At 46.5% G+C, this 20,788-nt stretch carries 19 protein-coding genes; 3 read left to right on the plus strand and 16 right to left on the minus strand.

Features of this window, described 5'->3' with window-relative positions:
* The first annotated feature begins 252 nt into the window (after positions 1–252).
* Positions 253–810 (plus strand): GbsR/MarR family transcriptional regulator, encoded by a 558-nt coding sequence (locus NSQ37_RS01565; RefSeq protein WP_007409974.1) that lies wholly within the window; start codon positions 253–255, stop codon positions 808–810.
* A gap of 20 nt (positions 811–830) precedes the next feature.
* Here NSQ37_RS01565 and NSQ37_RS01570 read toward each other — a convergent pair whose 3' ends face one another.
* A complete protein-coding gene (locus tag NSQ37_RS01570) occupies positions 831–1,463 on the minus strand; it encodes an NAAT family transporter (RefSeq protein WP_007409973.1) in 633 nt (210 codons plus the stop codon).
* A gap of 437 nt (positions 1,464–1,900) precedes the next feature.
* Between NSQ37_RS01570 and NSQ37_RS01575 the strand changes: the two genes are divergently transcribed.
* The gene (locus NSQ37_RS01575) at positions 1,901–2,611 is read left to right on the plus strand and encodes a hypothetical protein (protein ID WP_007409971.1); all 711 of its coding nucleotides are present in this window, start codon (positions 1,901–1,903) and stop codon (positions 2,609–2,611) included.
* Positions 2,612–2,652: 41 nt separating this feature from the next.
* Here NSQ37_RS01575 and NSQ37_RS01580 read toward each other — a convergent pair whose 3' ends face one another.
* On the minus strand, positions 2,653–4,443 hold the full coding sequence (locus NSQ37_RS01580; RefSeq protein ID WP_099567096.1) for a zinc ribbon domain-containing protein: 1,791 nt from the start codon (positions 4,441–4,443) through the stop codon (positions 2,653–2,655).
* 131 nt (positions 4,444–4,574) lie between these two features.
* Here NSQ37_RS01580 and NSQ37_RS01585 point away from each other — a divergent pair, with 131 nt between their 5' ends.
* The gene (locus NSQ37_RS01585; protein WP_007409969.1) at positions 4,575–5,036 is read left to right on the plus strand and encodes a GNAT family N-acetyltransferase; all 462 of its coding nucleotides are present in this window, start codon (positions 4,575–4,577) and stop codon (positions 5,034–5,036) included.
* A gap of 43 nt (positions 5,037–5,079) precedes the next feature.
* Here the strand turns inward: NSQ37_RS01585 and NSQ37_RS01590 are convergent, their stop codons facing one another.
* The 14 genes from NSQ37_RS01590 to NSQ37_RS01655 form a co-directional block, all read right to left on the minus strand.
* Positions 5,080–6,315, minus strand: a complete 1,236-nt coding sequence (locus NSQ37_RS01590; RefSeq protein ID WP_144463896.1) for an MFS transporter — start codon at positions 6,313–6,315, stop codon at positions 5,080–5,082.
* Positions 6,290–7,210 (minus strand): sugar phosphate isomerase/epimerase family protein, encoded by a 921-nt coding sequence (locus tag NSQ37_RS01595; protein ID WP_053104518.1) that lies wholly within the window; start codon positions 7,208–7,210, stop codon positions 6,290–6,292. Before NSQ37_RS01595 ends, NSQ37_RS01590 begins: the two co-directional genes overlap by 26 nt.
* A 7-nt stretch (positions 7,211–7,217) precedes the next feature.
* Positions 7,218–7,895, minus strand: coding sequence for a PIG-L deacetylase family protein (locus tag NSQ37_RS01600; RefSeq protein WP_053104519.1), 678 nt, complete (start codon positions 7,893–7,895; stop codon positions 7,218–7,220).
* Positions 7,858–8,616 (minus strand): WbqC family protein, encoded by a 759-nt coding sequence (locus NSQ37_RS01605; protein ID WP_007409964.1) that lies wholly within the window; start codon positions 8,614–8,616, stop codon positions 7,858–7,860. The genes NSQ37_RS01600 and NSQ37_RS01605 overlap by 38 nt, the downstream gene beginning before the upstream one ends.
* A complete protein-coding gene (locus NSQ37_RS01610; RefSeq protein ID WP_032867000.1) occupies positions 8,589–9,470 on the minus strand; it encodes a GNAT family N-acetyltransferase in 882 nt (293 codons plus the stop codon). The genes NSQ37_RS01605 and NSQ37_RS01610 overlap by 28 nt, the downstream gene beginning before the upstream one ends.
* Positions 9,471–9,481: 11 nt before the next feature.
* Positions 9,482–10,738 carry an aminotransferase class V-fold PLP-dependent enzyme gene (locus NSQ37_RS01615; protein ID WP_341123123.1) on the minus strand — a complete coding sequence of 419 codons (1,257 nt, stop codon included), beginning with the start codon at positions 10,736–10,738 and terminating at the stop codon, positions 9,482–9,484.
* A complete protein-coding gene (locus NSQ37_RS01620) occupies positions 10,704–11,633 on the minus strand; it encodes an NAD-dependent epimerase/dehydratase family protein (protein ID WP_020956362.1) in 930 nt (309 codons plus the stop codon). Before NSQ37_RS01620 ends, NSQ37_RS01615 begins: the two co-directional genes overlap by 35 nt.
* Positions 11,630–12,760 (minus strand): DegT/DnrJ/EryC1/StrS family aminotransferase, encoded by a 1,131-nt coding sequence (locus tag NSQ37_RS01625; protein WP_012118481.1) that lies wholly within the window; start codon positions 12,758–12,760, stop codon positions 11,630–11,632. Before NSQ37_RS01625 ends, NSQ37_RS01620 begins: the two co-directional genes overlap by 4 nt.
* 48 nt (positions 12,761–12,808) lie before the next feature.
* A complete protein-coding gene (locus tag NSQ37_RS01630; protein ID WP_032867007.1) occupies positions 12,809–14,143 on the minus strand; it encodes a nucleotide sugar dehydrogenase in 1,335 nt (444 codons plus the stop codon).
* Positions 14,144–14,406: 263 nt separating this feature from the next.
* Positions 14,407–15,687: a M20/M25/M40 family metallo-hydrolase gene (locus NSQ37_RS01635; protein ID WP_341123126.1), complete on the minus strand. Its 1,281-nt coding sequence runs from the start codon at positions 15,685–15,687 to the stop codon at positions 14,407–14,409.
* 168 nt (positions 15,688–15,855) lie between these two features.
* The gene (eno, locus tag NSQ37_RS01640; RefSeq protein ID WP_007409956.1) at positions 15,856–17,148 is read right to left on the minus strand and encodes a phosphopyruvate hydratase; all 1,293 of its coding nucleotides are present in this window, start codon (positions 17,146–17,148) and stop codon (positions 15,856–15,858) included.
* 27 nt (positions 17,149–17,175) lie between these two features.
* Entirely contained in the window at positions 17,176–18,711 is a 1,536-nt protein-coding gene (gene gpmI, locus NSQ37_RS01645) for a 2,3-bisphosphoglycerate-independent phosphoglycerate mutase (RefSeq protein ID WP_007409955.1), read from the minus strand.
* Positions 18,704–19,465 carry a triose-phosphate isomerase gene (gene tpiA, locus NSQ37_RS01650; protein WP_003151618.1) on the minus strand — a complete coding sequence of 254 codons (762 nt, stop codon included), beginning with the start codon at positions 19,463–19,465 and terminating at the stop codon, positions 18,704–18,706. Before tpiA ends, gpmI begins: the two co-directional genes overlap by 8 nt.
* A gap of 25 nt (positions 19,466–19,490) precedes the next feature.
* Positions 19,491–20,675: a phosphoglycerate kinase gene (locus tag NSQ37_RS01655; protein ID WP_003151616.1), complete on the minus strand. Its 1,185-nt coding sequence runs from the start codon at positions 20,673–20,675 to the stop codon at positions 19,491–19,493.
* Positions 20,676–20,788 lie beyond the last annotated feature (113 nt).

The following is a 20,788-nucleotide window of genomic DNA, read 5'->3' on the forward strand; positions in this document are numbered from 1 at the left end:
CCTCCGAAGGGTTCCGTTATTTTTCTGAAAAGTATAATCTTTATTATAAGATGAAATTTGTAAAATAAAAAGTTTACAATGTGTTGAAATTATATACAATATACGTATTTTTTCATGTTATCCCGCTGACAATGCGGATGTCCTTACAATCGCTCCCGATAGCTCGCATATCCTGCCGCATCATCTTTTTCATCAACTGTAAAAAATATGATATATTGTCAGCATGAAAAGCCAGTGAAGGGATGATCAGCCGTGGAAAAAAACGCTCTTGATATCATCGGGCATGCTGAAGAGCATCTCATTGAGAGAATCGCCGAGAATATGCATACATTCGGAATGCCGGCCACACTCGGACGTGTGCTCGGTATTATTTATATGAACCGCAAGCCGATGACGTTAAATGAGCTGTCAGAGGCGACCGGGATGAGCAAAACGAGGATGAGCCAGGTGGTCCGCGAAATGACCGATGTCAATCTGGCTGAAAAAGTGTTTGAAAAAGGCGTTCGGAAAGACCTTTATGACGTCGAGCGTGATTATTACCAGACGTTTATCTCCCTGTTTACGGCAAATTGGACAAAGGCGGTCAGCAAAAACAAAATGCTCTATAAAAAGCTGAACCGCGAGCTGACTGAGCTTCTGGAATCGGAAAATCTCAGTCCCGATATTGAAGAAAAAGCCCGTCAGCTTTTGGATGAACTGACGGATTGGCTCCATTATTATGACTGGCTGAGCCGTTTGATAGAATTTTTTGAGAGTGAAGAAGTGTTTCAGCATGTGCCGAAAATAGAAAAAAGCAGCACCCGAAGATAACCGGGCGCTGCTTTTTTAAGTCAGGAAACCAATATCGGGAACATGCCTTTCAGACCGGCGCCGATCATGCCGATGGCCACCACCGCCAAAATCAGCCCCATCAGTCGGGTAATGACGTTCATTTCGGTTTTCCCGAGCTTATTGCTGATGAAAGATGAATAGTGAAAGAAGATGAACGTCATCGCGATGACGGCCGCAATGCCGATAAGCACGCTGATGTAATGGAAGATGCCGCCATGGCCGGCCGACAGACTCATCACCGTCGCGATCGTACCGGGTCCGGCGATAATCGGAATCGACAAAGGCGTCACAGATATATCGGCTTTCTCCTTGCTCTCCCCTTTCTCTTCATGATGGAGAGACTGTACATGAGATTTCTTCGCGTTCAGAAGATTATAAGCGATGCCGAAAATAAAAATGCCGCCCGCGATACGTAAGGCATGAATGTTAATGTCAAACAGTTTAAAGATCAGATGGCCGAAGATTAAAAAAGCCGCCAAGATGATAAACGACAGCACGGAAGCCTTGCGCGCGATCGCTGTCCGTTCTTTCTCCGAGTACCCTTCCGTCAGTGAAAGAAAAATCGGCACGTTTCCGATGGGATTGGAGACTGCAAACAGTGAAATGAAGACATGAATGATGAATGAAAACATGCGTACCTCCTTATGACTTGCCGTTATTGAGTTATGTTTTGTTCTCCGCTGTTTCTTATGCATGGTTTTTACCCCGGGGTCTGCTTTTTATAACCTCAGCCGGACAATCCGGAAACAGAAAAAACCGTCCTTGTAAGGACGGTTTTTTCTGTTTGCTATCTCCATAAGCCTTTTCCGAATTTCAACAGCCGATAAAGCATTTTCAATTTTTTTAGCATGCGTTAATTTCCTTTTTCACTCTGAATCAATGCGCCGAGAGACATGATATCTATCAGCTCCAATAAAATTCTACCATAAAGGGTACTTTTTCTCTATTATCAATTCATAGAGAAGGTGATTTGTATATCTTTAGAAAACTCCGTTACATCCGTCCTATTTTCTTTTATAATGTAAATATTGAACAAAATCCCTATATTACTTGTAAAAGGAGTTTTAGAATGTATTGTTCTCAATGCGGCCATCATACTGATGGCGGAAAGTTTTGTGAAAAGTGCGGGGCGCCCCAGCCCGGGCAGGGAGGCGCAGGCCAAACGCAGGGCCAGGCCGCTCAGGCCGGCGCCGCGGCTAAGCAGGCTTCAAAGCAATTTGCCTTATTCGTGCTTGATGTGTTAAAGCGACCGTATCAAACATGTAAAACGACAGGAGGCGAACAGCTTGTCAGCAGCATCATCAACATGGTGCTTTTCTGCCTGGTGACGCCGATTATGTTTTATATTCTCTTATCAGACGGCTTTCGTGACGTCAGTTTTACCGCGATTGTGGTCAAACCGGCGCTTACCTTTGCATTATGCGTTTTTTGCCTGTATCTCTTGATTTTTATCGCTTTGAAGGCCGGCGGCGCGCAGGTGTCATTTAAAGATTCGCTGTCCAGATTCGGGGCATTTTTGATTCCGTTTACAGCTATTTTGCTTCTTGCCCTCATTTTTATGCTGCTTCATACAACCGTTTGCTTCACCATTCTGGCTGTCGGTCTTTTAGGAGCGGCGTTTGCCGTGCCTCCGCTCATGCTGGCGAGCTATCAGCATCAGCTCACTACTAAGGCGGATATCATTTATTCTGTTATCGTCATCTATTTGATCATTTGCGTAACGTTTCAATTCACGATCAAGCATTATATAAAAGAACTCATGAATTATTTCTTCTTTTAAAAACGGAAACCCCCGCCGCCTGATTGGCGCGGGGGTTTATTTTATTGAATGGATGTTAAATAAATTCTTCCGTCTTTAACAATGCCGCCATACGTCCAATTGTATGTTCTGAGCTTCGGACTGCCGCCGGCTTTCGTAATATAAAACTCCTCGTACGTATGAATCGTCAGATGAGAGCCTTTCTGTGAAAAGCTTTTGACATTCACTTCATTAAATACTTCGGTCGTCCCCTCGCTGTGCAGTTTTTTGACCAGTTTCTGCTGATCAGCATACAAAGGGCTTCCCTCTTCTAAATTACCCTCCATGATCGCGAAATTGTTAAGGCTGACGGCGCTTGATTGGTTTGTCAGGTAATCAGTCATAAACGATGTGACTTGTTCATTCGTGAGGCTGCCTGAAGCTGTATTTCCTTTGGATGATGCCCATGCGGATGTATAGGTTTTCGGCTGGTCGTTTTTTATTTTTTTTACATTTGTCCCAGAAGAATCTGAGGCAGGGTCAGCTTTTTCGAAAACCCATTTTTTATGTTTTGTATCATATGAGAGTACATAGTGAAAGCTCGGCTCAGCCTCTTCCATATCAGGCTTCGTATTCCCGTCGAAATAAGCAGACTCATGAAGCTCTTTACCCGTAACAGTTACTTGCCAGCGGCCGTTCTCTTGAGAAATCGCAAATGAATCCAGATCAAAGCTTGTCTCTTTATACTGATCCTTCAAAAAGGTGCCGGAACTCTTCATGCCGGATACCACTTCTTTCGTCTGCTCTTTCCAGGCGGAACCAGCCTCGGTCATCTGATCGGTATTTCCGTCTGCCATCGCTTTTGTATACTGCTTCGTTGTTTTGACAATCGTGTCCATGATTGTTTGTTGTGTATCTTGATCCGGGATAAGCGTTAAGTCCACATCAGTACTGTTGATCGGGACATCGGCAGTTTTCATTTTCCCCCAAGGAAAATCAGCCTCCACGGCGGCTGTCATGGAACCGTCAGTTAAGAGCGGACCATATGTAACGGATGTAAACGGATCTTTATGGACAGACTTGCCGTTTATCAGCAGATCGCCTTTCGCGCTTTTGAAGCTGTCTGCCGGAGTGAATGTCACATCCTCGGCGTCTAACGGCAGGTCAAACTCAACATTCCGGCTGCCGGCCGCCTCTGCCTCTTGCTTTTTGACAACGTCAACCGTCTCATTTTTAAGCTTGGCTTCCGCCGTGTAGACACCGGGTGCATACGGGCCGAAGATTTGGGTTTCATCGGCTTTTTTGACCGTACCTGTTTTCTCGCTGTTGATATAAAGATCGGCGCCTTTATAATTGCTTGTGACCCGGAAATAAACCGGATCGACTTTCAGTTCGTAATGGTCAAACAAAAGAAGGGTTTTTCCCTCTTTTTTGACGTATACCGCATCTGTTTCTGATGAATTGCCGCGAAGCGATGCCAGCAGTTCATCGTGTTTCTTTGCGTATGCAAGGAGCGGTTTGACATTGGTCTCATTCAGCTTCAGTTTTTTGTCTGAAGGAGTGAGCAGGGCTGCGAGCTTTTTCGTGTCCCCGTCATGAACCGCCTGTTCGAATTGATCCGTGAGCCTTTTTTCAGATGTCAGCCAGGCTCCGGTTTTATATGCGGCAATCAATAAGATCAGCGCTGCGGCAATGCCGCCCCACATGAAGAGCGTTTTTTTAGGGATCGGCTTTCTCATTTGTGAAGCAGGTTCAGCCGCTTTTACAGCCGCCTGCCGCTCCAGCCGGCTTCCTTTCCCGATCGGTTTTCCGCATTCTTTACAGAAATGCGCTTCTTCATTGTTCTGCTGGCCGCAATGCTTACAAAAAAACATGACTTTCCTCCTATTCAATCTGCAAAACTTGTATAACTTTTCCTATGTTTCATATTTTATAATAAAGTAGAATGATTTTGGAGTTATTTTCAAAAATAGCTGTCGATCATAACGGAGGAGGAGAAACGGACATGCAAAAACTGAGCATCCGAAAAGCCGCGGAGCCGGATGAAGCGCTGTATGAACTATTGCTGCTGGCCGATCCGTCGAAAGAGATTGTCGATGATTATCTTGTAAGAGGAGAATGCTATACGGCTTGGACGTCAGACGAGCTTGCAGGGGTTTACGTTTTATTGCAAACAAGGCCTAAAACGATAGAAATCGTAAACATCGCGGTAAAAGAATCGCTGCAGAACAGGGGATTCGGAAAACAGCTGGTGCGGGATGCCATTGAAAAAGCGAGACAATCGGGAGCTGACACGATTGAAATCGGCACCGGAAATTCCAGTATTCATCAGCTGTCACTCTATCAAAAATGCGGATTCCGCATTCAGGCTGTCGACCATGATTTTTTTATCAGACATTATGATGAAGACATTTTTGAAAACGGCATTCAATGCCGGGATATGATACGGCTTTATTTGGATTTATGATAAAAAGGGCGCCGGCTGACATCGGCGCCCCTTCGTTTACCATTCAGACGGATTGATCCGCTTGTTTCTCTGTATTTCTTTGACTCCCTTGTCTGACTGAAAAAATAGCAAAAACGATCGTAAGGGTCAGTCCGACCGCCGCGAAAATATAATCCGCATTCATCAACAGCAGAAGCCCTGTGTAGACAGCGGCCGACAGCGGTTCACCCATTTTGACAATGGAAAAAATCAGTGCAAAGACCCTTCCGAAATATGCGGCCGGAACCGTCTTTTGGAAATACAGCACCGTTTGCACATCAATATACGAGATGATGATGCCAAGCACCAGGAAGATGATGCACTCAAACCCATGAAGGGGAAAAAACAGCAGCATAATGAGCAGTCCCGCTACCGTTAACGTCCGCGGGTACAGCCGGTTCAAGCGTTTTGTATTCCATTTGAAAAATACGGCCAGATTGCCCAAAAGCATCCCCGCCTGAAACATTGAATACATGACGGCAAACCATACAGAATAGTTCTGCTGAAAACGCTCCACAGCAAGAATCGGCCCCATTACTGAAATAAGGCCGGCAATGACGAGATTTACGACGAAAAAGTATCCGACCGATGTCAGCCATGCCGCATTTCCTTTCAGCATTCTGTAACCGGCTTTTACATCTTCAGTTCCGTTGCTTTTTTCATTGGGCTGTTCTGAAATACGAATGAACGCGATAAATGCCGCAGAGATCAAAAAAGCAGTGCCGTTTAGGGCAAACAGCATCCCGAACGGAATAGCCGCAATCATGATCCCGCTGATCAATTTTCCGACGATGAGTCCGATCAAGTCACTCGTATTGATCAGAGATGTCGCCTGATCAAGATGCTGTTTGCGGACGAGCAGCGGAATGATCGCGACTTTCGCCGGCGCAAACAGCATCGATTGCAGAGATAGACAAAAGGCGCACACCCCGGCTATCCACACGGTTAATAAATCGTTCGCGCTGAGCACCGCCAAGAGGATCATAATGGCGGCCCGGCCCGTATTGCACAAATACAAGATCGACTTTTTTCGGAATAAATCAATCAGCGGCCCCGCCAGCACGCCAAATGTCAACGGCACGAGTTCGATAAAAGAAATAACGCCGACTAGAATTTTGCTGCCGGTCAATTCTAACACTAACAGCGGCAAAGCAATGAGCCAGACCCCATCCGCTGCTGAAGAAAACACCTGTGCACACCAAAGCTTTGCATAGTTCGGTGTTCGATATGTCATATCAGACCCTTTTTTGATCCTCGTCATCAGAAACACCGCCGAACCATTCCAGCGTTCTCCATGATTCCCGTCTTTCCGTATAATCCTCTTCCATCACCTCAAATACAATGCCGGTATCTTGAGTCCGATAAAGCTCCTGCAAAGTATCTGCAGCACGTCTCAGCAGCTCCTCAGCGATTGTCCCTTCACTCGGATGGCGGCCCTCAAAACAGCGGACGCCGCCATGCGGGAACGCAAGCTGGCGAAATGAGCTGAAGTGATAATGCTTAATGCTCTCTTTTATCGAAAGAAACTGAAAGAAATCGGGATATTTCAGCTGATCATTTCTGAACATAAGGGCGGAAGACAAGTGAGTCTGATAGGTAATCGCCCAATGGCACAGATCCCACGTAATACCGACATGCTTCAGATCCAGCTCCACCAGCTCTGTAAAATCCTCAGGATAAATGAAAATCGGATCAAAATCCTCTCCCAGATTCCCGATGATCGGAAGGTTTTCCACACCGATCCAAATGTCTGTCCCTTTCAGCCGCTCATCAAACTCCGCGAAAAACTCAACGATTTTTTTACGGTTTCCTTCCAGGTCATAGACTTGAAATTCCTCAACCGTCATAAATTGATTCGCATGAACGGTTATGCCTTTGGCGCCGTATTTCACAGCTAGCTCCGCAAAGTGATAAAGCTGTTTTTTGATGTGATCTTCATGCACATAATCGGCATGATCTGTCGGGAAATGCAGCGTCAATAATGAAGGATCAAGCTGTTTCGCATATTCCAGCGTCTGATTGAATGTTTTGAGATAATCCGTTTCCCCAAAGGAATGGCCGTCAAAAATATTCGCTTCCAGACCGTATCCCGCTTCCACCCATTTCTCATCGATTTGCTTCGGATCAAGTCCGAAAAACGGAATTTGAGCAATCATAGGACAGTCACCATGTTCCTCTCACAAGCATAAACGCTTCCGCAGCCGAAAAACCCGCTTTTGCTCCCCACACACGGGCATTATGTTCGATCGCCTGCAAAGAGCGGGGATGAGGGAAGTCTCTGAGCTCGGAACCGTAACACGCCATCGATTTCAATTTCGTTTCAAGCTCGTTTTCAATATTAACGAAGAAATTGGCATGAAACTGATCCTTCTGACAGTAATTCCATTCCGTCGAAGACAATGTTTCATAGGCAAAAACCCGTTTTACCGTATGACCGGGAAGCGGACGGGTTGCCGTCATGACCGCTCTGAATACGACGGAGTGGTCAATATTAATGTCACCGCCGTACTGGGTATACACAATGTCAGGCTGAAAACGATTGATTTGTTTCTCCGCTTCCTTCACGACATCCAGCAAATCCATTGAATCCATTCTGTTATCAGGAAGGTTCAGCCTGACAAAATCATGGATGCCCAAAGTGCTGAGCGCCTGCTCCGTTTCTTGATTAGAATGCTCCATAACGGAATCTTCAGGCTTTTTGTAATCCGTTTTTCTTGATGACTTGCCTTCCGCCATAATGACTGCCGACACGCTGTCACCTTGGCGGACATGTTTGGCGAGCGTGCCGCCGACGCCGATAATTTCATCGTCGGGATGCGCTGCAAATACCATTACTTTCATCATATTGCCCTCCTTTAACTAACATTTCAGCTGTATCCGCTCCGCAGTTCATCAGCATATCGAGCATGGAGAGGTGAGGGATATGCTCCCCGAATAATTGAGGATAGCCAAAATGTCGGATCTGCTGATACTCAATGACAATTCCGTTTCTTTCAAAATCGCTTTCTATTAAATAGTCGGAACCCTGACTGCCTGAATAATAACGGTCCGCCCCCAGCTCCTGACAAAGCGCTAAAACAAAATCGCTTTTTTTCTCCTTCCGGCATTCAAGCTCAGAGACATAACAGAGCGGCGTTTCAATTCGGAGCTCTTTTCGGAAAAATTCAATGATGTGCATATTCAAATCATGGAGATATTCCCACTCCCGCTGATAGACATCTTGAAAAAAATGCTGGTATCGCTCAAAATAGGGAGCTTTCGCATAGTTCATTTTAATCGCCATCCAATGTTTTTTCCGCCAATCCTGTGTCTGGTCGATTTTCATATGCCGAAGCTCTATGTCTTTATATTGTTTCATCTGCAAAGGCACTGTCAGCCATCTGGGGCCTTGCGGCGTTTTGATTCTGTTGCGGTTGAGGAATCCTTTTTTCTCAAATTGGGCTGTGTCATGAATGGCAAACAGATCCGACTTATACATTTTTTCAAAAAAACCGTACCACGGCAGATAACTGGATTGATGGCCGCTTATTGTTTTCATTCCGGTTTCGTAAAAAGTCGGCATTGTTTTTCTTCAGCTCCCCAATATCGTTTCGGTCTCGCGATTTCTTTACTGTGTGAATAGCCAAAATCAGCCCATTGAAGCTTGCGGCAAATGGCGAATTGCAGGGCGTCACGCATCAATAAGTAAGAGGCCTGCGCTTTTTTTCCCGCCAGGCTGTTTACATTCTGCCAATAATAGAAATGAGAGCGGTCATAGAGAAAAATACTGCTGCTGATCAGCGTCTCATCCTGATATGCTCCGATCCAAAACATCCGGTCCGCAAACGTGTCAAGCAGCTTTTGGAAAAAGCCCTGGCTCAGCACATAAGCTGCGCCGATTGACGCTGTATGCTCTTTGTAGAGGTCATAAAACGCGCCAAGTTCTTTTCGCCCGATCAGCCGGGTGACAATATTCTCTTTTTCAGCGTATCTGACTGCCGTCCGGGCTTTTCCGGAAATGCCCGTCCAAAGCTCGTCAAACGTGTCCGGAAGCGAAAGAATCCGCGTTGCCTTTTCCGTCCATCCTTCCCTGATTTCTTCTGTAAAAGAAGTCTGACCGTACGGCAGCAGCATCCGGGATATGTTCCGACCGAATATGGCCTGGATTTCACTTTGAAGCCATTCAAATGAGATGGGGCGATCTGAAATAACGCCGCCGTATCCGATCATGTTGCCGGATAATACGCCCTTCTGTTCAAAAAGCGGAAGATAGATGACCTGTCCTCCGTCCGTTGTCAGTCTGACAGGGTGAAATGACGTGCCGGGAAGCTCTTCCATGAGGATTCCCCAATCATAGCTTTGAAACAACCCCGCCTGATACATGTCAGCGGCCCGATCCCATGCCTGGCGGGTCGTGCATACTGCTGTTTTTTGCATAGTTATCACCACTATTCAGTCTTATTCTTTTGCTCATAATATGATAAAACGGATTCGGCTATATATCTGACTTGCTCCTTTTGAAGAGGAGGTTTAAAAGGCAGAGAAAGAACTCTCTTCCAAAGCGGGTCTTCCCCGCCTTCCCCCGCGTATGTTTCATAAATCGGAATACGTTCGAGGGGAAGGTAGTTCCAGCATGTTTGGATGCCTCTTTCGGCTAAATAAACGGAACACCCGTACCGCTCTTCATCCCGGGGAAATACAATTGTTAAATAATTCAGATGTTCTCCTTCTTGGGGCTGGATCATTCTTATGCCGTTTGTTTCTCCCGCCTTTGCAAAGATTTCTCCCGCCGTCTCTAAGTTTCGAAGCGAAGCTGTTACAAGCTGATCCATACGTGAAAGCTGATCATCAATAATGGCTTCCCTTGCCGGATGCATGCGAAGCACGGGTACAACAGCCGGTTTATCCGGCAGAGCTTCGAGCTTTGTGGCTTTCATGGAAGGCATGGCGCCCGCTTTTCTAAACATATATGAAATAGGATGATGCCGTTTCCGTTTCATTACAGCTTGGATTCTTTGATTTCTGATATAGATTCGATAGTCAGCTGCCACTTGGCTGCGCTGTTCCATCGGGAGATTTGCTTTTTGCCGAAGCCATTCTTTCGGCGCGATTAACGCGCCGCCTCCGATACTCGCAAGCGGCTTTGAGGGGCCGAAGCTTAAAATGCCGAAATCGCCCAAACCGCCGGCAAATGTATCCGCTTGTTTTGTAAACATGGCTTGAGCGGCATCATCAATGACAGCAATTCCGTTTTCCTTCGCCCAGTCAATGATGGCGGTATTTTCTCTCCGGCCGTATACATGTGTGAGGATAACCGCACACGTACGCCTCGTCACTTTTTTTTTGACATCCTCAAAAGATAAGAATAGATGCTCATCCAGCTGCGCAAACACAGGCGTCGCACCGGATTGCAGTACGGCATCAATGACATTCGGGCAGCTGAAGGATGAGAAAATCACTTCTTTCCCCGGCCCGGCCCCCGAATAAGTTAATGCGAGCACCAGTGCCGCACTGCCGCTGGAGGTCAGCACAACCCCTTTCCCGTAACGTTTTTCCAGTTTTTCAGTCAGTCCGCTTTGTCCGGCAGTAAGCAAGTGTTTCACTGCGCGCAGACGGCCGCTGACGGAAAACTGTCCGGGATAAACGGGATATTTGACCACTTCCGGGTTTTTAGGAAAGTGAAAGTTTGTGCTTTTGTCTTTCATCTTTTATGATCTCCAGGCCTTCATTCAGACTTACTTTCGGAGCGTAACCGAGCAAACGTTTCGCCTTCTCGATTGACGGCGCCCGTTTAAAAATCTCGATGTCTTTTCCCCTCACGCCGTCTTCGCCCAGCTTTTTAAACAGATAGTTATCCTTCTCTCTGCCTGAGAGCACATTGACTTTTTCAGCCAGTTCTTTTATCGTGATCGGCTGGTCGTTCCCGATATTGAAGTCTTCAAAGACGGCTCCTTCATGAATGAGAGCGAGATAAGTTCCGGTGATGATATCACTGATGTAGCTGAAGCAGCGTATTTGTCCGCCGTCCCCGTAAAGAGGCAGCTCAGAGCCATTCTCGGCCAGGCTGAAAAACTTGTTGATGACAAAATCCTCGCGCTGTTTCGGCCCGTATACATTAAAGTACCGGACGACCCGAATATGAAGTTCGTCGGAAGCCTGTTCTCTCAAATATTCCTCTGATTGCAGTTTGGCTTTTCCGTAAGCCGATTTCGGAAGCTTTCTGCTTGTCTCGGTATAAGGAAAATCCGGTGAATCTCCGAACACTTCTGAACTCGATGAGAAAAGAAGTGTGCTGATTCCCAATTCACCGCATACCTCAGTGACGTTTTTCGTTCCTTCAAAATTGACCCGTATGACGTCTTCTTCATTGCTTCGGCAGCTGTCCACTCCGACCATTGCCGCCAAATGGACAACCGCATCCGCTCCCCGCAGTGATTCGCGGAGGGACGTCCGGTCAAGGATATCCGTTTGGCGGTATTCAGTGTCAAAAGCCGGCTTCTTTTGGTCTGCAATGATGGTGTGATAACCTTTAGCCTGTAATAATGCCGCCAGTTCGCTTCCGATAAAACCGGCCCCTCCGATAATCGCAATATGTTTCATGATCCTACCTCCTGGCTGATAGTCAAAACTTCTTTTATAGACTTGACAATATAGCTGCAATCCTCATCTGATAACTGGCTGTAAAGAGGCAGTGATACGATCTCCCGGAAAACACGTTCAGTTACCGGAAGCTCGGCAGGAAAATGTTTTTTATAGTAAGGATGCAAATGCACGGGAATAAAGTGCACGCTCAGCCCGATTTGTTTTTCTTTCATTTTCTCAATAAACAGATCTCTGTCCATACCGCCGTTTTCTCGAATCCGCAAAATAAATAAATGCCATGAGTGCGTTATGCCGCTTGGAATGTCAGAAAGCGGAAGCGCCGCTTTGTCAGATTGACCTGACAGTTCACGTACATAAAATTGAGCGATCTGTTCCCGTTTTTCTTGAATGTCGTTTGCGCGCTTCAATTGAACCAGACCGAGCGCGGCCTGAATATCCGTCATATTATATTTAAAGCCCGGCAGTAAAACGTCGTATCTCCAGCTGCCTTTTTCACCGTACCGGTTCCAGGCATTTTTTGTGATGCCGTGCCATCCGTACAGCCTCGCTCTTTCTGCGGCCTGTTCGTCTTTCATAACGAGGGCTCCGCCTTCCCCCGTTGTAATATTTTTGGTGGCATAAAAGCTGAAGCACACGGCATCGCCGTGAGTGCCGATCATGCTTCCGTTATATTTTGTACCGAGCGCATGAGCGGCGTCTTCAATCAGATACAATCCGTTTTCTTTACAAATGGATTGCAAGTTTTCCAGATCAGCCGGATAGCCGGCAAAATGAACCGCAATTACCGCTTTTGTGCGCGGCGTTATTTTCTTCCTGACATCTTCAGGATCGGCACATAGACTTTTCTCGCATATATCCGCAAACACCGGAACGGCTCCGGCGTGCAGGATGACATTGACACTGGAACAGAACGTGAAGCTCGGCACGATGACTTCATCGCCTTCTCCCACACCGAGCGCCAATAAAGCCATATGTAATGCAGCGGTGCCTGAATTACAGCTGATGACGTGTTCGGCTCCTATACATTCTCCCAGCTTTTTTTCAAAATCGATTACCTTCGGGCCTTTCGAAATCCAGCCCGATTGAATCGTTTCGGTTACGCTTGCGATTTCTTCGTTTGTCATATCAGGTCTGTGAAAAGAGATAAATCGATTACTAATGACCGTTCCCTCCTATAAAGTGACAACTCTGCAATTGTCGGCTGATTTTTCCTTGCATACATTTCTTGTGTCAAAGATAATCGGTGAGGCATCCTTCAAAATACTGTAGTCGATTACATCGTGATCTGTATGAATGATGATGACGTCGTACTGATTGATTTGTTCTTTTGTGAAAGGGACAGATTGTTTGCGGCTTCCGTCATTCAAGCGGATCTCGCTGATAAACGGATCATGATAATCAATCGCGCATCCCTTGTCCATCAATTCTTCCATTATCGTAAACACTGAGGATTCACGCGGGTCATTTGTATTTTTTTTATAAGCTGCCCCTATTATTAAGATGCTGCATTTGTCTTTGCCCGCCAGTTTCAAAGCATACTCAGAGACAGAAATCGGCATGTTGGAATTGATTTCGTCCGCGAGATCAATTAATTTTGTCTGCAGCCCTTTTTCATTCGCGATCCATTTGAAGTAAAAAGGATCAATCGGGATACAATGGCCTCCGACTCCGGGGCCCGGGATAAATTTTTGAAAGCCGAACGGCTTCGTGTCCGCCGCGCAGATGACTTCCCATATATCAATATCAAGTTCACGGCAATTAAGCGCCATTTCATTGATAAGAGCTATATTGACATAACGATAAGTATTCTCTAGGAGTTTAGCTGTTTCAGCTACTTCGGGTGAGGTGACCGGGTGAATGCTTGTAACAATGGTGCTGTAAAACGCTGAGGCAAGTTCTGTGCAAGTCTGTGTGGTTCCGCCGACTACTTTAGGAATATCTGAAACTTCATATTGCCTGTTGCCCGGATCGATTCTTTCCGGAGAATAAGCCGTAAAAAAGTCTGTTCCTATTTTCATGCCGCGGCTTGATGCCATTCTGTCGGCAATCTTTTTTTTCGTTGTTCCGGGATAGGTGGTGCTTTCTAAAATTAAAAGCTGATGCTGCCTTCCATAAGCAATCATGCTGTCAACTGCACTGTCGATGTAGGTTAAATCGGGGATCTTGTCTTTTTTGTTCAGGGGTGTCGGCACACATATCACAATGATGTCGCATTGTTGGATGAGCGACATGTCGGCGCTGATTTGAAAGCGTTTTGTTTGTAAAGCCGAGTTCAGTCTGTCGTCCTCTATATCTTGAATATGGCTGCTTCCGGCGGCTAACAAGGAAACCTTTTCACTGTTTTTGTCGAATCCGATAACATTGTATCCTTTATCGACACATTCCAGCGCAAGAGGGAATCCCACATATCCCATGCCTAACACGCCTACAATCGCCTGCTTCGTTTCAATCAGATGTAACAGCCGTTTTTGACCAAGGTTGCTGGCTTCTTTTGTGACAGTATTCATTTTTCGCCCCCTAATAGATAGAAAAGAGTATTGTTTTTTACAATTTAAAACAAATATCGATCGATATCGCAATTATAACAAAAGTTAAAATTTGATAAATGAGTTTTACATCCTTTTATAAATTAGGTATTATCTATTTATTTTTCTTTTATTTGTAAAATAAAATCCTGTCAAATGGTATATATCTGGTAACGAGTGAGAAAATCTCCCTTAATTGAGAGAATATACAGAAAATAATAAAAAAACAGGCCGAAGCCTGTTTTTTATTCTTTCACTGCCTCAGTTACAGCCGCAGAAACGAGTGATCCCGCTTTCTCTAATCGTTCTTTGCTGATGTGTTTCATATTATCATTCTCAGTGTGATACCAGGGCCCCGGCTCCTGTGTATCGGGGCTGAGCCAAATCCAGTTAGCCGACGGAATCCCTGCTTCATAAAAAGAGACATGGTCTGAGTAACCGAGCTGAATCAGGTTTGGCTTGACCAACCGGGATTTTTCAGCGGCTTTTTCAGCATACCGGACGCTCGGGTTTTCCTTGCCGTCAGGAGTCGTGACACACATTTGACTCGCTTCTTCCCAGTCAGTCGCAATCATATCGGCATTAAAATTGGCCTGGCTGTGCTTTCTTTCATTGTTCGTGAGTGTACTGACGTAATAAGATGAACCCGCAGACCATAATTCTTCTGCACCGAACAGGATAAAGCGGATCTCTTTGTCTTTCGGTATGTGTTTGAGTTGCTTGCTGATTTCCAGAACGGCAGATGTGCCTGAGGCGTTATCATCCGCTCCGGGCGCGCCTTTTACGCTGTCATAATGCGCTGTGACATAAATAATATCAGCATCAGAAGAGTTGGCCTGTGCCGCTTTGCGCGTTCCTATAATATTTTGTGAGGTGCGGTTTTTATAGTTTTTAAATTGAATGACTGCCTGCTTTTCCTGCAGCAGTGCTTCACCGTCTTCTTTTTTCATACCCGCCGCCGGTATCGTGATTCCTTTATCGGTATGCGGACGGACGGCGAGCGGTTTTGTTGTCTGATTATAAATAATGACTGCTTTGGCTCCCGCTTGTTCGGCATGTTTGATCTTTTGAGAAACGGGGATCTTTCCTTCGCGTATCACTGCAATCTTTCCTTTGGCTCCTGTTACGTCATCGCGTGATCCGCAGCCGCCGTCAAAAATCCCTCCCTCAATTCTCAGCTCTTTTTCAACAGCGGATTGATCAGCGGAGCGGAGCGGGAATTCATGATCTCCCGCTGTGACTGAACCTGAAAAGTACTTTTTCAATGGAAATGACTGTACTTTGACACTGGCGCCCTGAGCCCGCAGGCGATTCGATATGTATTCAGCCGCTTCCTTGTCTTTCGCAGTTCCGGTTTCCCGCGGTCCGATGGTTTCACTCAGATCATGCATCGTGTCCAATGCCTCATCAGCATCAAAAACCGGCGCGGCCACGGCTGAATAAGCATGAGTTTCGGACAGCGGCCCGGCAGACGCGCCCCATATGACGCTTGCTGCCACCGCGGCTGACATAAATGAAAATTTCATCATAATCCCTCCTCTTATTAACACCTCTTCCCTTTCGATTGAAGAACACTGATTCCTTTAAAAAGGGGAAAAATGAATATTATTGACCAAATGAAGATGATGAAAAAGGAGGGAAAAGCCCGGGAGCATAAAAAAACGCCGGGAGAATATCTCCCGGCGTCCATTCCATTACTTATTCAAGTTATAGAAAGAGTTGATACCGTGGTATTGAGCAGTTTCAGCCAACTGATCTTCGATGCGAAGAAGCTGGTTGTATTTCGCAACACGGTCCGTACGGGACGGAGCACCTGTTTTGATTTGTCCTGCATTAGTTGCCACAGCGATGTCAGCGATTGTGCTGTCTTCAGTTTCACCTGAACGGTGAGAGATAACGGCAGTGTAGCCCGCGCGTTTCGCCATTTCGATCGCATCGAACGTTTCAGTCAATGTACCGATTTGGTTTACTTTGATCAGGATAGAGTTGCCTACGCCGTTTTTGATACCTTCAGCAAGCTTTTTCGTGTTTGTAACGAAAAGGTCGTCTCCGACAAGCTGAACTTTTTTGCCAAGACGCTCTGTAAGAAGTTTGTGGCCTTCCCAGTCGTTCTCGTCAAGTCCGTCTTCGATAGAGATGATTGGGTATTTAGAAACCATTTCTTCGTACCAGTCAACCATTTCAGCAGATGTTTTCACAACGCCTTCGCCAGACAGATGGTATTTGCCGTCTTCTTTGTTGTAGAACTCAGAAGATGCAGCATCCATCGCAAGTTTCACTTCTTCGCCAGGTTTGAAGCCGGCTTTTTCGATCGCTTCAACGATTGTTTGAAGCGCTTCTTCGTTAGAACCAAGGTTCGGAGCGAATCCGCCTTCGTCACCTACAGCTGTGTTCATTCCTTTAGCAGAAAGAACTGATTTCAGGCTGTGGAAGATTTGAGCGCCCATGCGAAGCGCTTCACGGAAGTTAGGCGCGCCTACAGGCATGATCATGAATTCTTGAATGTCTACGTTGTTGTCAGCATGCTCTCCGCCGTTTACGATGTTCATCATCGGTACAGGAAGCGTTTTTGAGTTGAATCCTCCAAGGTATTGGTAAAGAGGAATCTGTAAGAAATCAGCAGCTGCGCGCGCACAAGCCATAGATACGCCAAGGATTGCGTTCGCACCGAGTTTGCCTTTGTTTTCAGTTCCGTCAAGCTCGATTAAAAGCTGATCGATTGCGTTTTGTTCAGTTACGTCAAAGCCGAGAAGCTCTGGAGAAATGATTTCGTTTACGTTGTTAACAGCAGTTAACACGCCTTTTCCAAGGTAACGGTCTTTGTCGCCGTCACGAAGCTCAACCGCTTCGTATTCACCTGTAGAAGCTCCGCTTGGCACTAATGCGCGGCCGAAAGCTCCTGTTTCTGTATATACTTCAACTTCAACTGTTGGGTTGCCGCGGGAGTCAAGGACTTCGCGTGCATAAACATCAACAATGTATGGCATGAGTTTGTCTCTCCTTTTGATTTACGCTTATTTTTGAATTAAAGATGTTCCGGTCATTTCTTTCGGTTTTTCAACACCGAGAAGGTCTAATAACGTTGGTGCGAGGTCGCCTAGGATTCCGCCTTCGCGCAGCGTCACGCCTTCTTTCGTCACAATGACAGGGACTGGGTTTGTCGTATGGGCAGTGTGCGGTTCGCCTGTTTCTGTAATCAGAATGTCCGCATTACCGTGATCAGCGGTAATGATGGCATGTCCGCCTTTAGCGATGATGGCGTCAACCACTTCGCCTAAGCATTCATCCACTGCTTCAATTGCTTTAATCGTCGGTTCGACCATTCCGGAGTGGCCGACCATGTCAGGGTTTGCAAAATTCAGGATGATCGCGTCGTGCTTGTCAGCCGCGATTTCTTTTACAAGAGCATCCTTCACTTCATACGCGCTCATTTCAGGCTTCAGGTCATATGTCGCGACCTTCGGCGAGTTAATGAGGATGCGCTCTTCGCCCGGGAATTCTTCTTCGCGGCCGCCGCTCATAAAGAACGTAACGTGCGGATACTTTTCAGTTTCTGCAATGCGAAGCTGTTTTAACCCGTGCTGTGCCAATACTTCACCGACTGTATTGTCAAGGTTTACCGGTTTAAAAGCCACATATCCGTCAACAGATTCACTGAAGTGAGTCAGGCAGACGAAATACAGGTTTTTCGGATGATTTTCACCGCGGTCGAAATCGCGGAAATCTTTGTTGGTAAACGTGTTTGAAATCTGGATGGCGCGGTCTGGTCTGAAATTATAGAAAATCACAGAATCGCCGTCATGAATTTTCGCAACGGGTTCACCGTTTTCTTTTGTGATGACGGACGGAATGACGAATTCATCATGAATGCCGTTCGCATAAGAATCGTCGACTACATCCATCGCGCTGCGGTAAGACGGGCCTTCGCCGTAAGCCATTGCGCGGTACGCTTTTTCCACACGGTCCCAGCGTTTGTCGCGGTCCATGGAGTAGTAGCGTCCGGAAATGCTGGCGATTTCGCCGACACCGATTTCTTCGATCTGCTCATTCAGCTGCTGAATGTAAGTTTTCGCCGTTTGCGGACCTACATCGCGGCCGTCGAGGAAACCGTGAATATACACCTTCGTCAGTCCTTCACTTTTCGCAAGCTTCAGTAGCGCGAATAAATGATTGATATGACTGTGTACGCCTCCGTCAGAAAGAAGGCCGAACAGGTGCAGCGCTCTGTCGTTGTCTTTCGCGTTTTTGATGGCGTCAAGGAACGTTTGATTGCGTTCGAATTCGCCTTCGCGGATGGCAACGTTCACGCGTGTTAAGCTTTGGTACACAATACGTCCTGCGCCGATATTCAAATGACCGACTTCAGAGTTCCCCATCTGTCCTTCAGGCAGTCCGACTGCTTCGCCTGATGCCGTCAGCGTCTGATGAGGGTATTGGTTCCAATAACGGTCGAAATTCGGTTTTTTCGCTTGTGCGACTGCGTTTCCGACTGTTTCATTGCGTAATCCGAACCCATCAAGAATGATGAGTGCAGCTGGTTTTTTACTCATATTGACCTTCCTCCAATAATTGAACGAATGACTGCGGTTCAAGGCTTGCGCCGCCGACCAAAGCACCGTCAATATCGGACTCTGCCATATATTCTTTAATATTTGCAGGTTTTACGCTGCCGCCGTATTGAATGCGGAGCTTGTCAGCAGTTTCCTGGCTGAAGCTTTCAGCAACGACTTTACGGATATGCGCGCAGACGTCGTTAGCATCTTTCGCTGTAGAAGATTTGCCTGTTCCGATTGCCCAGATTGGCTCGTACGCAATAACAGAAGCAGCAACTTGCTCTTCAGAAAGACCCGCAAGACCTTTTTTCACTTGATCGGCAACAAGATCATTTGTTTTTCCGGCTTCGCGCTCTTCAAGCGTTTCACCTACGCAAATGATCGGCACAATGCCGTGTTTGAAAGCGGCATGCGCTTTTTTGTTAACTGTTTCATCAGTTTCAGCGAACATTTCACGGCGCTCAGAGTGGCCGATGACGCAGTAATCCACGCCAAGGTCTTTCAGAGCGACCGGGCTGATTTCACCTGTGAACGCACCGTTTTCTTCAAAATGCATGTTTTGGGCGCCGACTTTCAGGTCAGTTCCTTTAACAGCAGAAGTCAGCTTTTCTAAGAAAAGAGCTGGTGCGCAAACAACGGCTTCCGCTTTGTCTGCTGCTGGAATGGAAGATTTCACTTCTTCAACGAAGCTGACAGCTTCGCCGAGTGTTTTGTTCATTTTCCAGTTACCGGCTATAATTGGTTTTCTCATCTGTTCCACTTCCTTATAGCAGTTTTTATTTATCGTTCAGCGCAGCTACACCTGGAAGCTCTTTGCCTTCCATGAATTCAAGGGATGCGCCGCCGCCTGTTGAGATATGGCTCATTTTGTCAGCAAGGCCGAATTTTTCAACGGCTGCCGCAGAGTCTCCTCCGCCGATGACAGAGTATGTATCGTTTGCCTCTGCCAATGCTTCAGCCACTGCTTTTGTGCCTTGAGCGAACAAGTCGATTTCGAATACGCCCATCGGTCCGTTCCATACGACAAGTTTGCTGTTTTTGATAACTTCAGCGTACGTTTCGCGGGTTTTCGTTCCGATGTCGATCGCTTCTAAATCACTTGGGATCTCAGAGATCGGCACGATTTGGACGTTTGCATCGTTAGAGAAATCATCAGCAACGAGAACGTCTTCCGGCATATAGAATTTAACGCCTTTTTCTTTCGCGCGGTCCATGAATGATTTTGCAAGTTCGATTTTATCTTCTTCAAGAAGAGATTTACCGACTTCATAACCAAGCGCTTTTACGAATGTGTAAGCAAGACCTCCGCCGATGATCAAGTTGTCCACTTTATCAAGCAGACTTTCGATTACGCCGATTTTGTCTTTTACTTTCGCGCCGCCGATGATTGCCGTAAACGGGCGCTCAGGATTTGTCACGGCTTTGCCGAGAACGTCAAGCTCTTTTTCCATCAGGAATCCTGCAACCGCCGGCAGATGCTCGGCAATTCCGGCTGTAGATGCGTGAGCACGGTGGGCAGCACCGAATGCGTCATTGACATATACATCCGCAAGCTCAGCAAATGCTTTAGCAAGCTCAGGATCGTTTTTCTCTTCACCAGGGTAGAAACGTACGTTTTCCAATACAAGAACGTCTCCGTCCTTCATATCAGAAATTTGTGCTTTTACAGCATCGCCGTAAGCTTCATCCGCTTTTTTCACTTCTTTGCCGAGCAGTTCGCCTAAGCGTGCAGCGACAGGAGTTAAACGAAGCTCCTCAACCACTTCGCCTTTCGGGCGGCCTAAGTGGCTCGCAAGAAGGACTTTCGCGCCTTGGTCTGCAAGGTGTTTGATTGTTGGAAGCGCAGCGCGGATACGAGTATCGTCTGTTACTTCCCCGTCTTTCATTGGAACGTTAAAGTCAACGCGGCAGAATACGACTTTGCCTTTTACGTCGATGTCTTTTACTGTTTTTTTATTCATGCCTTAGGAGATCCTCCTTCAAAATGGTTTGCATAGCACGAAAAACGTGAAACGTGAAACCGCCTCATGATGCTTCCGCCGCGGGGCAGATTGCAGCTTCCGGGCACGGGGCA

Source organism: Bacillus sp. FSL P4-0334 (assembly GCF_038004825.1).
GTDB lineage: Bacteria > Bacillota > Bacilli > Bacillales > Bacillaceae > Bacillus > Bacillus velezensis.

Excerpts from the sequence above, each read along its gene's own strand:
- NSQ37_RS01605 (WP_007409964.1), bottom strand. The coding sequence starts at position 8,616 with ATGCCGACTTTTTACGAAACCGGAATGAAAACAATAAGCGGCCATCAA.
- NSQ37_RS01630 (WP_032867007.1), bottom strand. The coding sequence starts at position 14,143 with ATGAATACTGTCACAAAAGAAGCCAGCAACCTTGGTCAAAAACGGCTG.
- NSQ37_RS01610 (WP_032867000.1), bottom strand. The coding sequence starts at position 9,470 with ATGCAAAAAACAGCAGTATGCACGACCCGCCAGGCATGGGATCGGGCC.
- NSQ37_RS01595 (WP_053104518.1), bottom strand. The coding sequence starts at position 7,210 with ATGATTGCTCAAATTCCGTTTTTCGGACTTGATCCGAAGCAAATCGAT.
- NSQ37_RS01635 (WP_341123126.1), bottom strand. The coding sequence starts at position 15,687 with ATGAAATTTTCATTTATGTCAGCCGCGGTGGCAGCAAGCGTCATATGG.
- NSQ37_RS01600 (WP_053104519.1), bottom strand. The coding sequence starts at position 7,895 with ATGAAAGTAATGGTATTTGCAGCGCATCCCGACGATGAAATTATCGGC.
- NSQ37_RS01620 (WP_020956362.1), bottom strand. The coding sequence starts at position 11,633 with ATGAAACATATTGCGATTATCGGAGGGGCCGGTTTTATCGGAAGCGAA.
- NSQ37_RS01615 (WP_341123123.1), bottom strand. The coding sequence starts at position 10,738 with ATGAAAGACAAAAGCACAAACTTTCACTTTCCTAAAAACCCGGAAGTG.
- NSQ37_RS01655 (WP_003151616.1), bottom strand. The coding sequence starts at position 20,675 with ATGAATAAAAAAACAGTAAAAGACATCGACGTAAAAGGCAAAGTCGTA.
- NSQ37_RS01590 (WP_144463896.1), bottom strand. The coding sequence starts at position 6,315 with ATGACGAGGATCAAAAAAGGGTCTGATATGACATATCGAACACCGAAC.
- NSQ37_RS01570 (WP_007409973.1), bottom strand. The coding sequence starts at position 1,463 with ATGTTTTCATTCATCATTCATGTCTTCATTTCACTGTTTGCAGTCTCC.
- tpiA (WP_003151618.1), bottom strand. The coding sequence starts at position 19,465 with ATGAGAAAACCAATTATAGCCGGTAACTGGAAAATGAACAAAACACTC.
- NSQ37_RS01575 (WP_007409971.1), top strand. The coding sequence starts at position 1,901 with ATGTATTGTTCTCAATGCGGCCATCATACTGATGGCGGAAAGTTTTGT.
- NSQ37_RS01625 (WP_012118481.1), bottom strand. The coding sequence starts at position 12,760 with ATGACAAACGAAGAAATCGCAAGCGTAACCGAAACGATTCAATCGGGC.
- NSQ37_RS01580 (WP_099567096.1), bottom strand. The coding sequence starts at position 4,443 with ATGTTTTTTTGTAAGCATTGCGGCCAGCAGAACAATGAAGAAGCGCAT.
- gpmI (WP_007409955.1), bottom strand. The coding sequence starts at position 18,711 with ATGAGTAAAAAACCAGCTGCACTCATCATTCTTGATGGGTTCGGATTA.
- eno (WP_007409956.1), bottom strand. The coding sequence starts at position 17,148 with ATGCCATACATTGTTGATGTTTATGCACGCGAAGTCCTTGACTCCCGC.
- NSQ37_RS01585 (WP_007409969.1), top strand. The coding sequence starts at position 4,575 with ATGCAAAAACTGAGCATCCGAAAAGCCGCGGAGCCGGATGAAGCGCTG.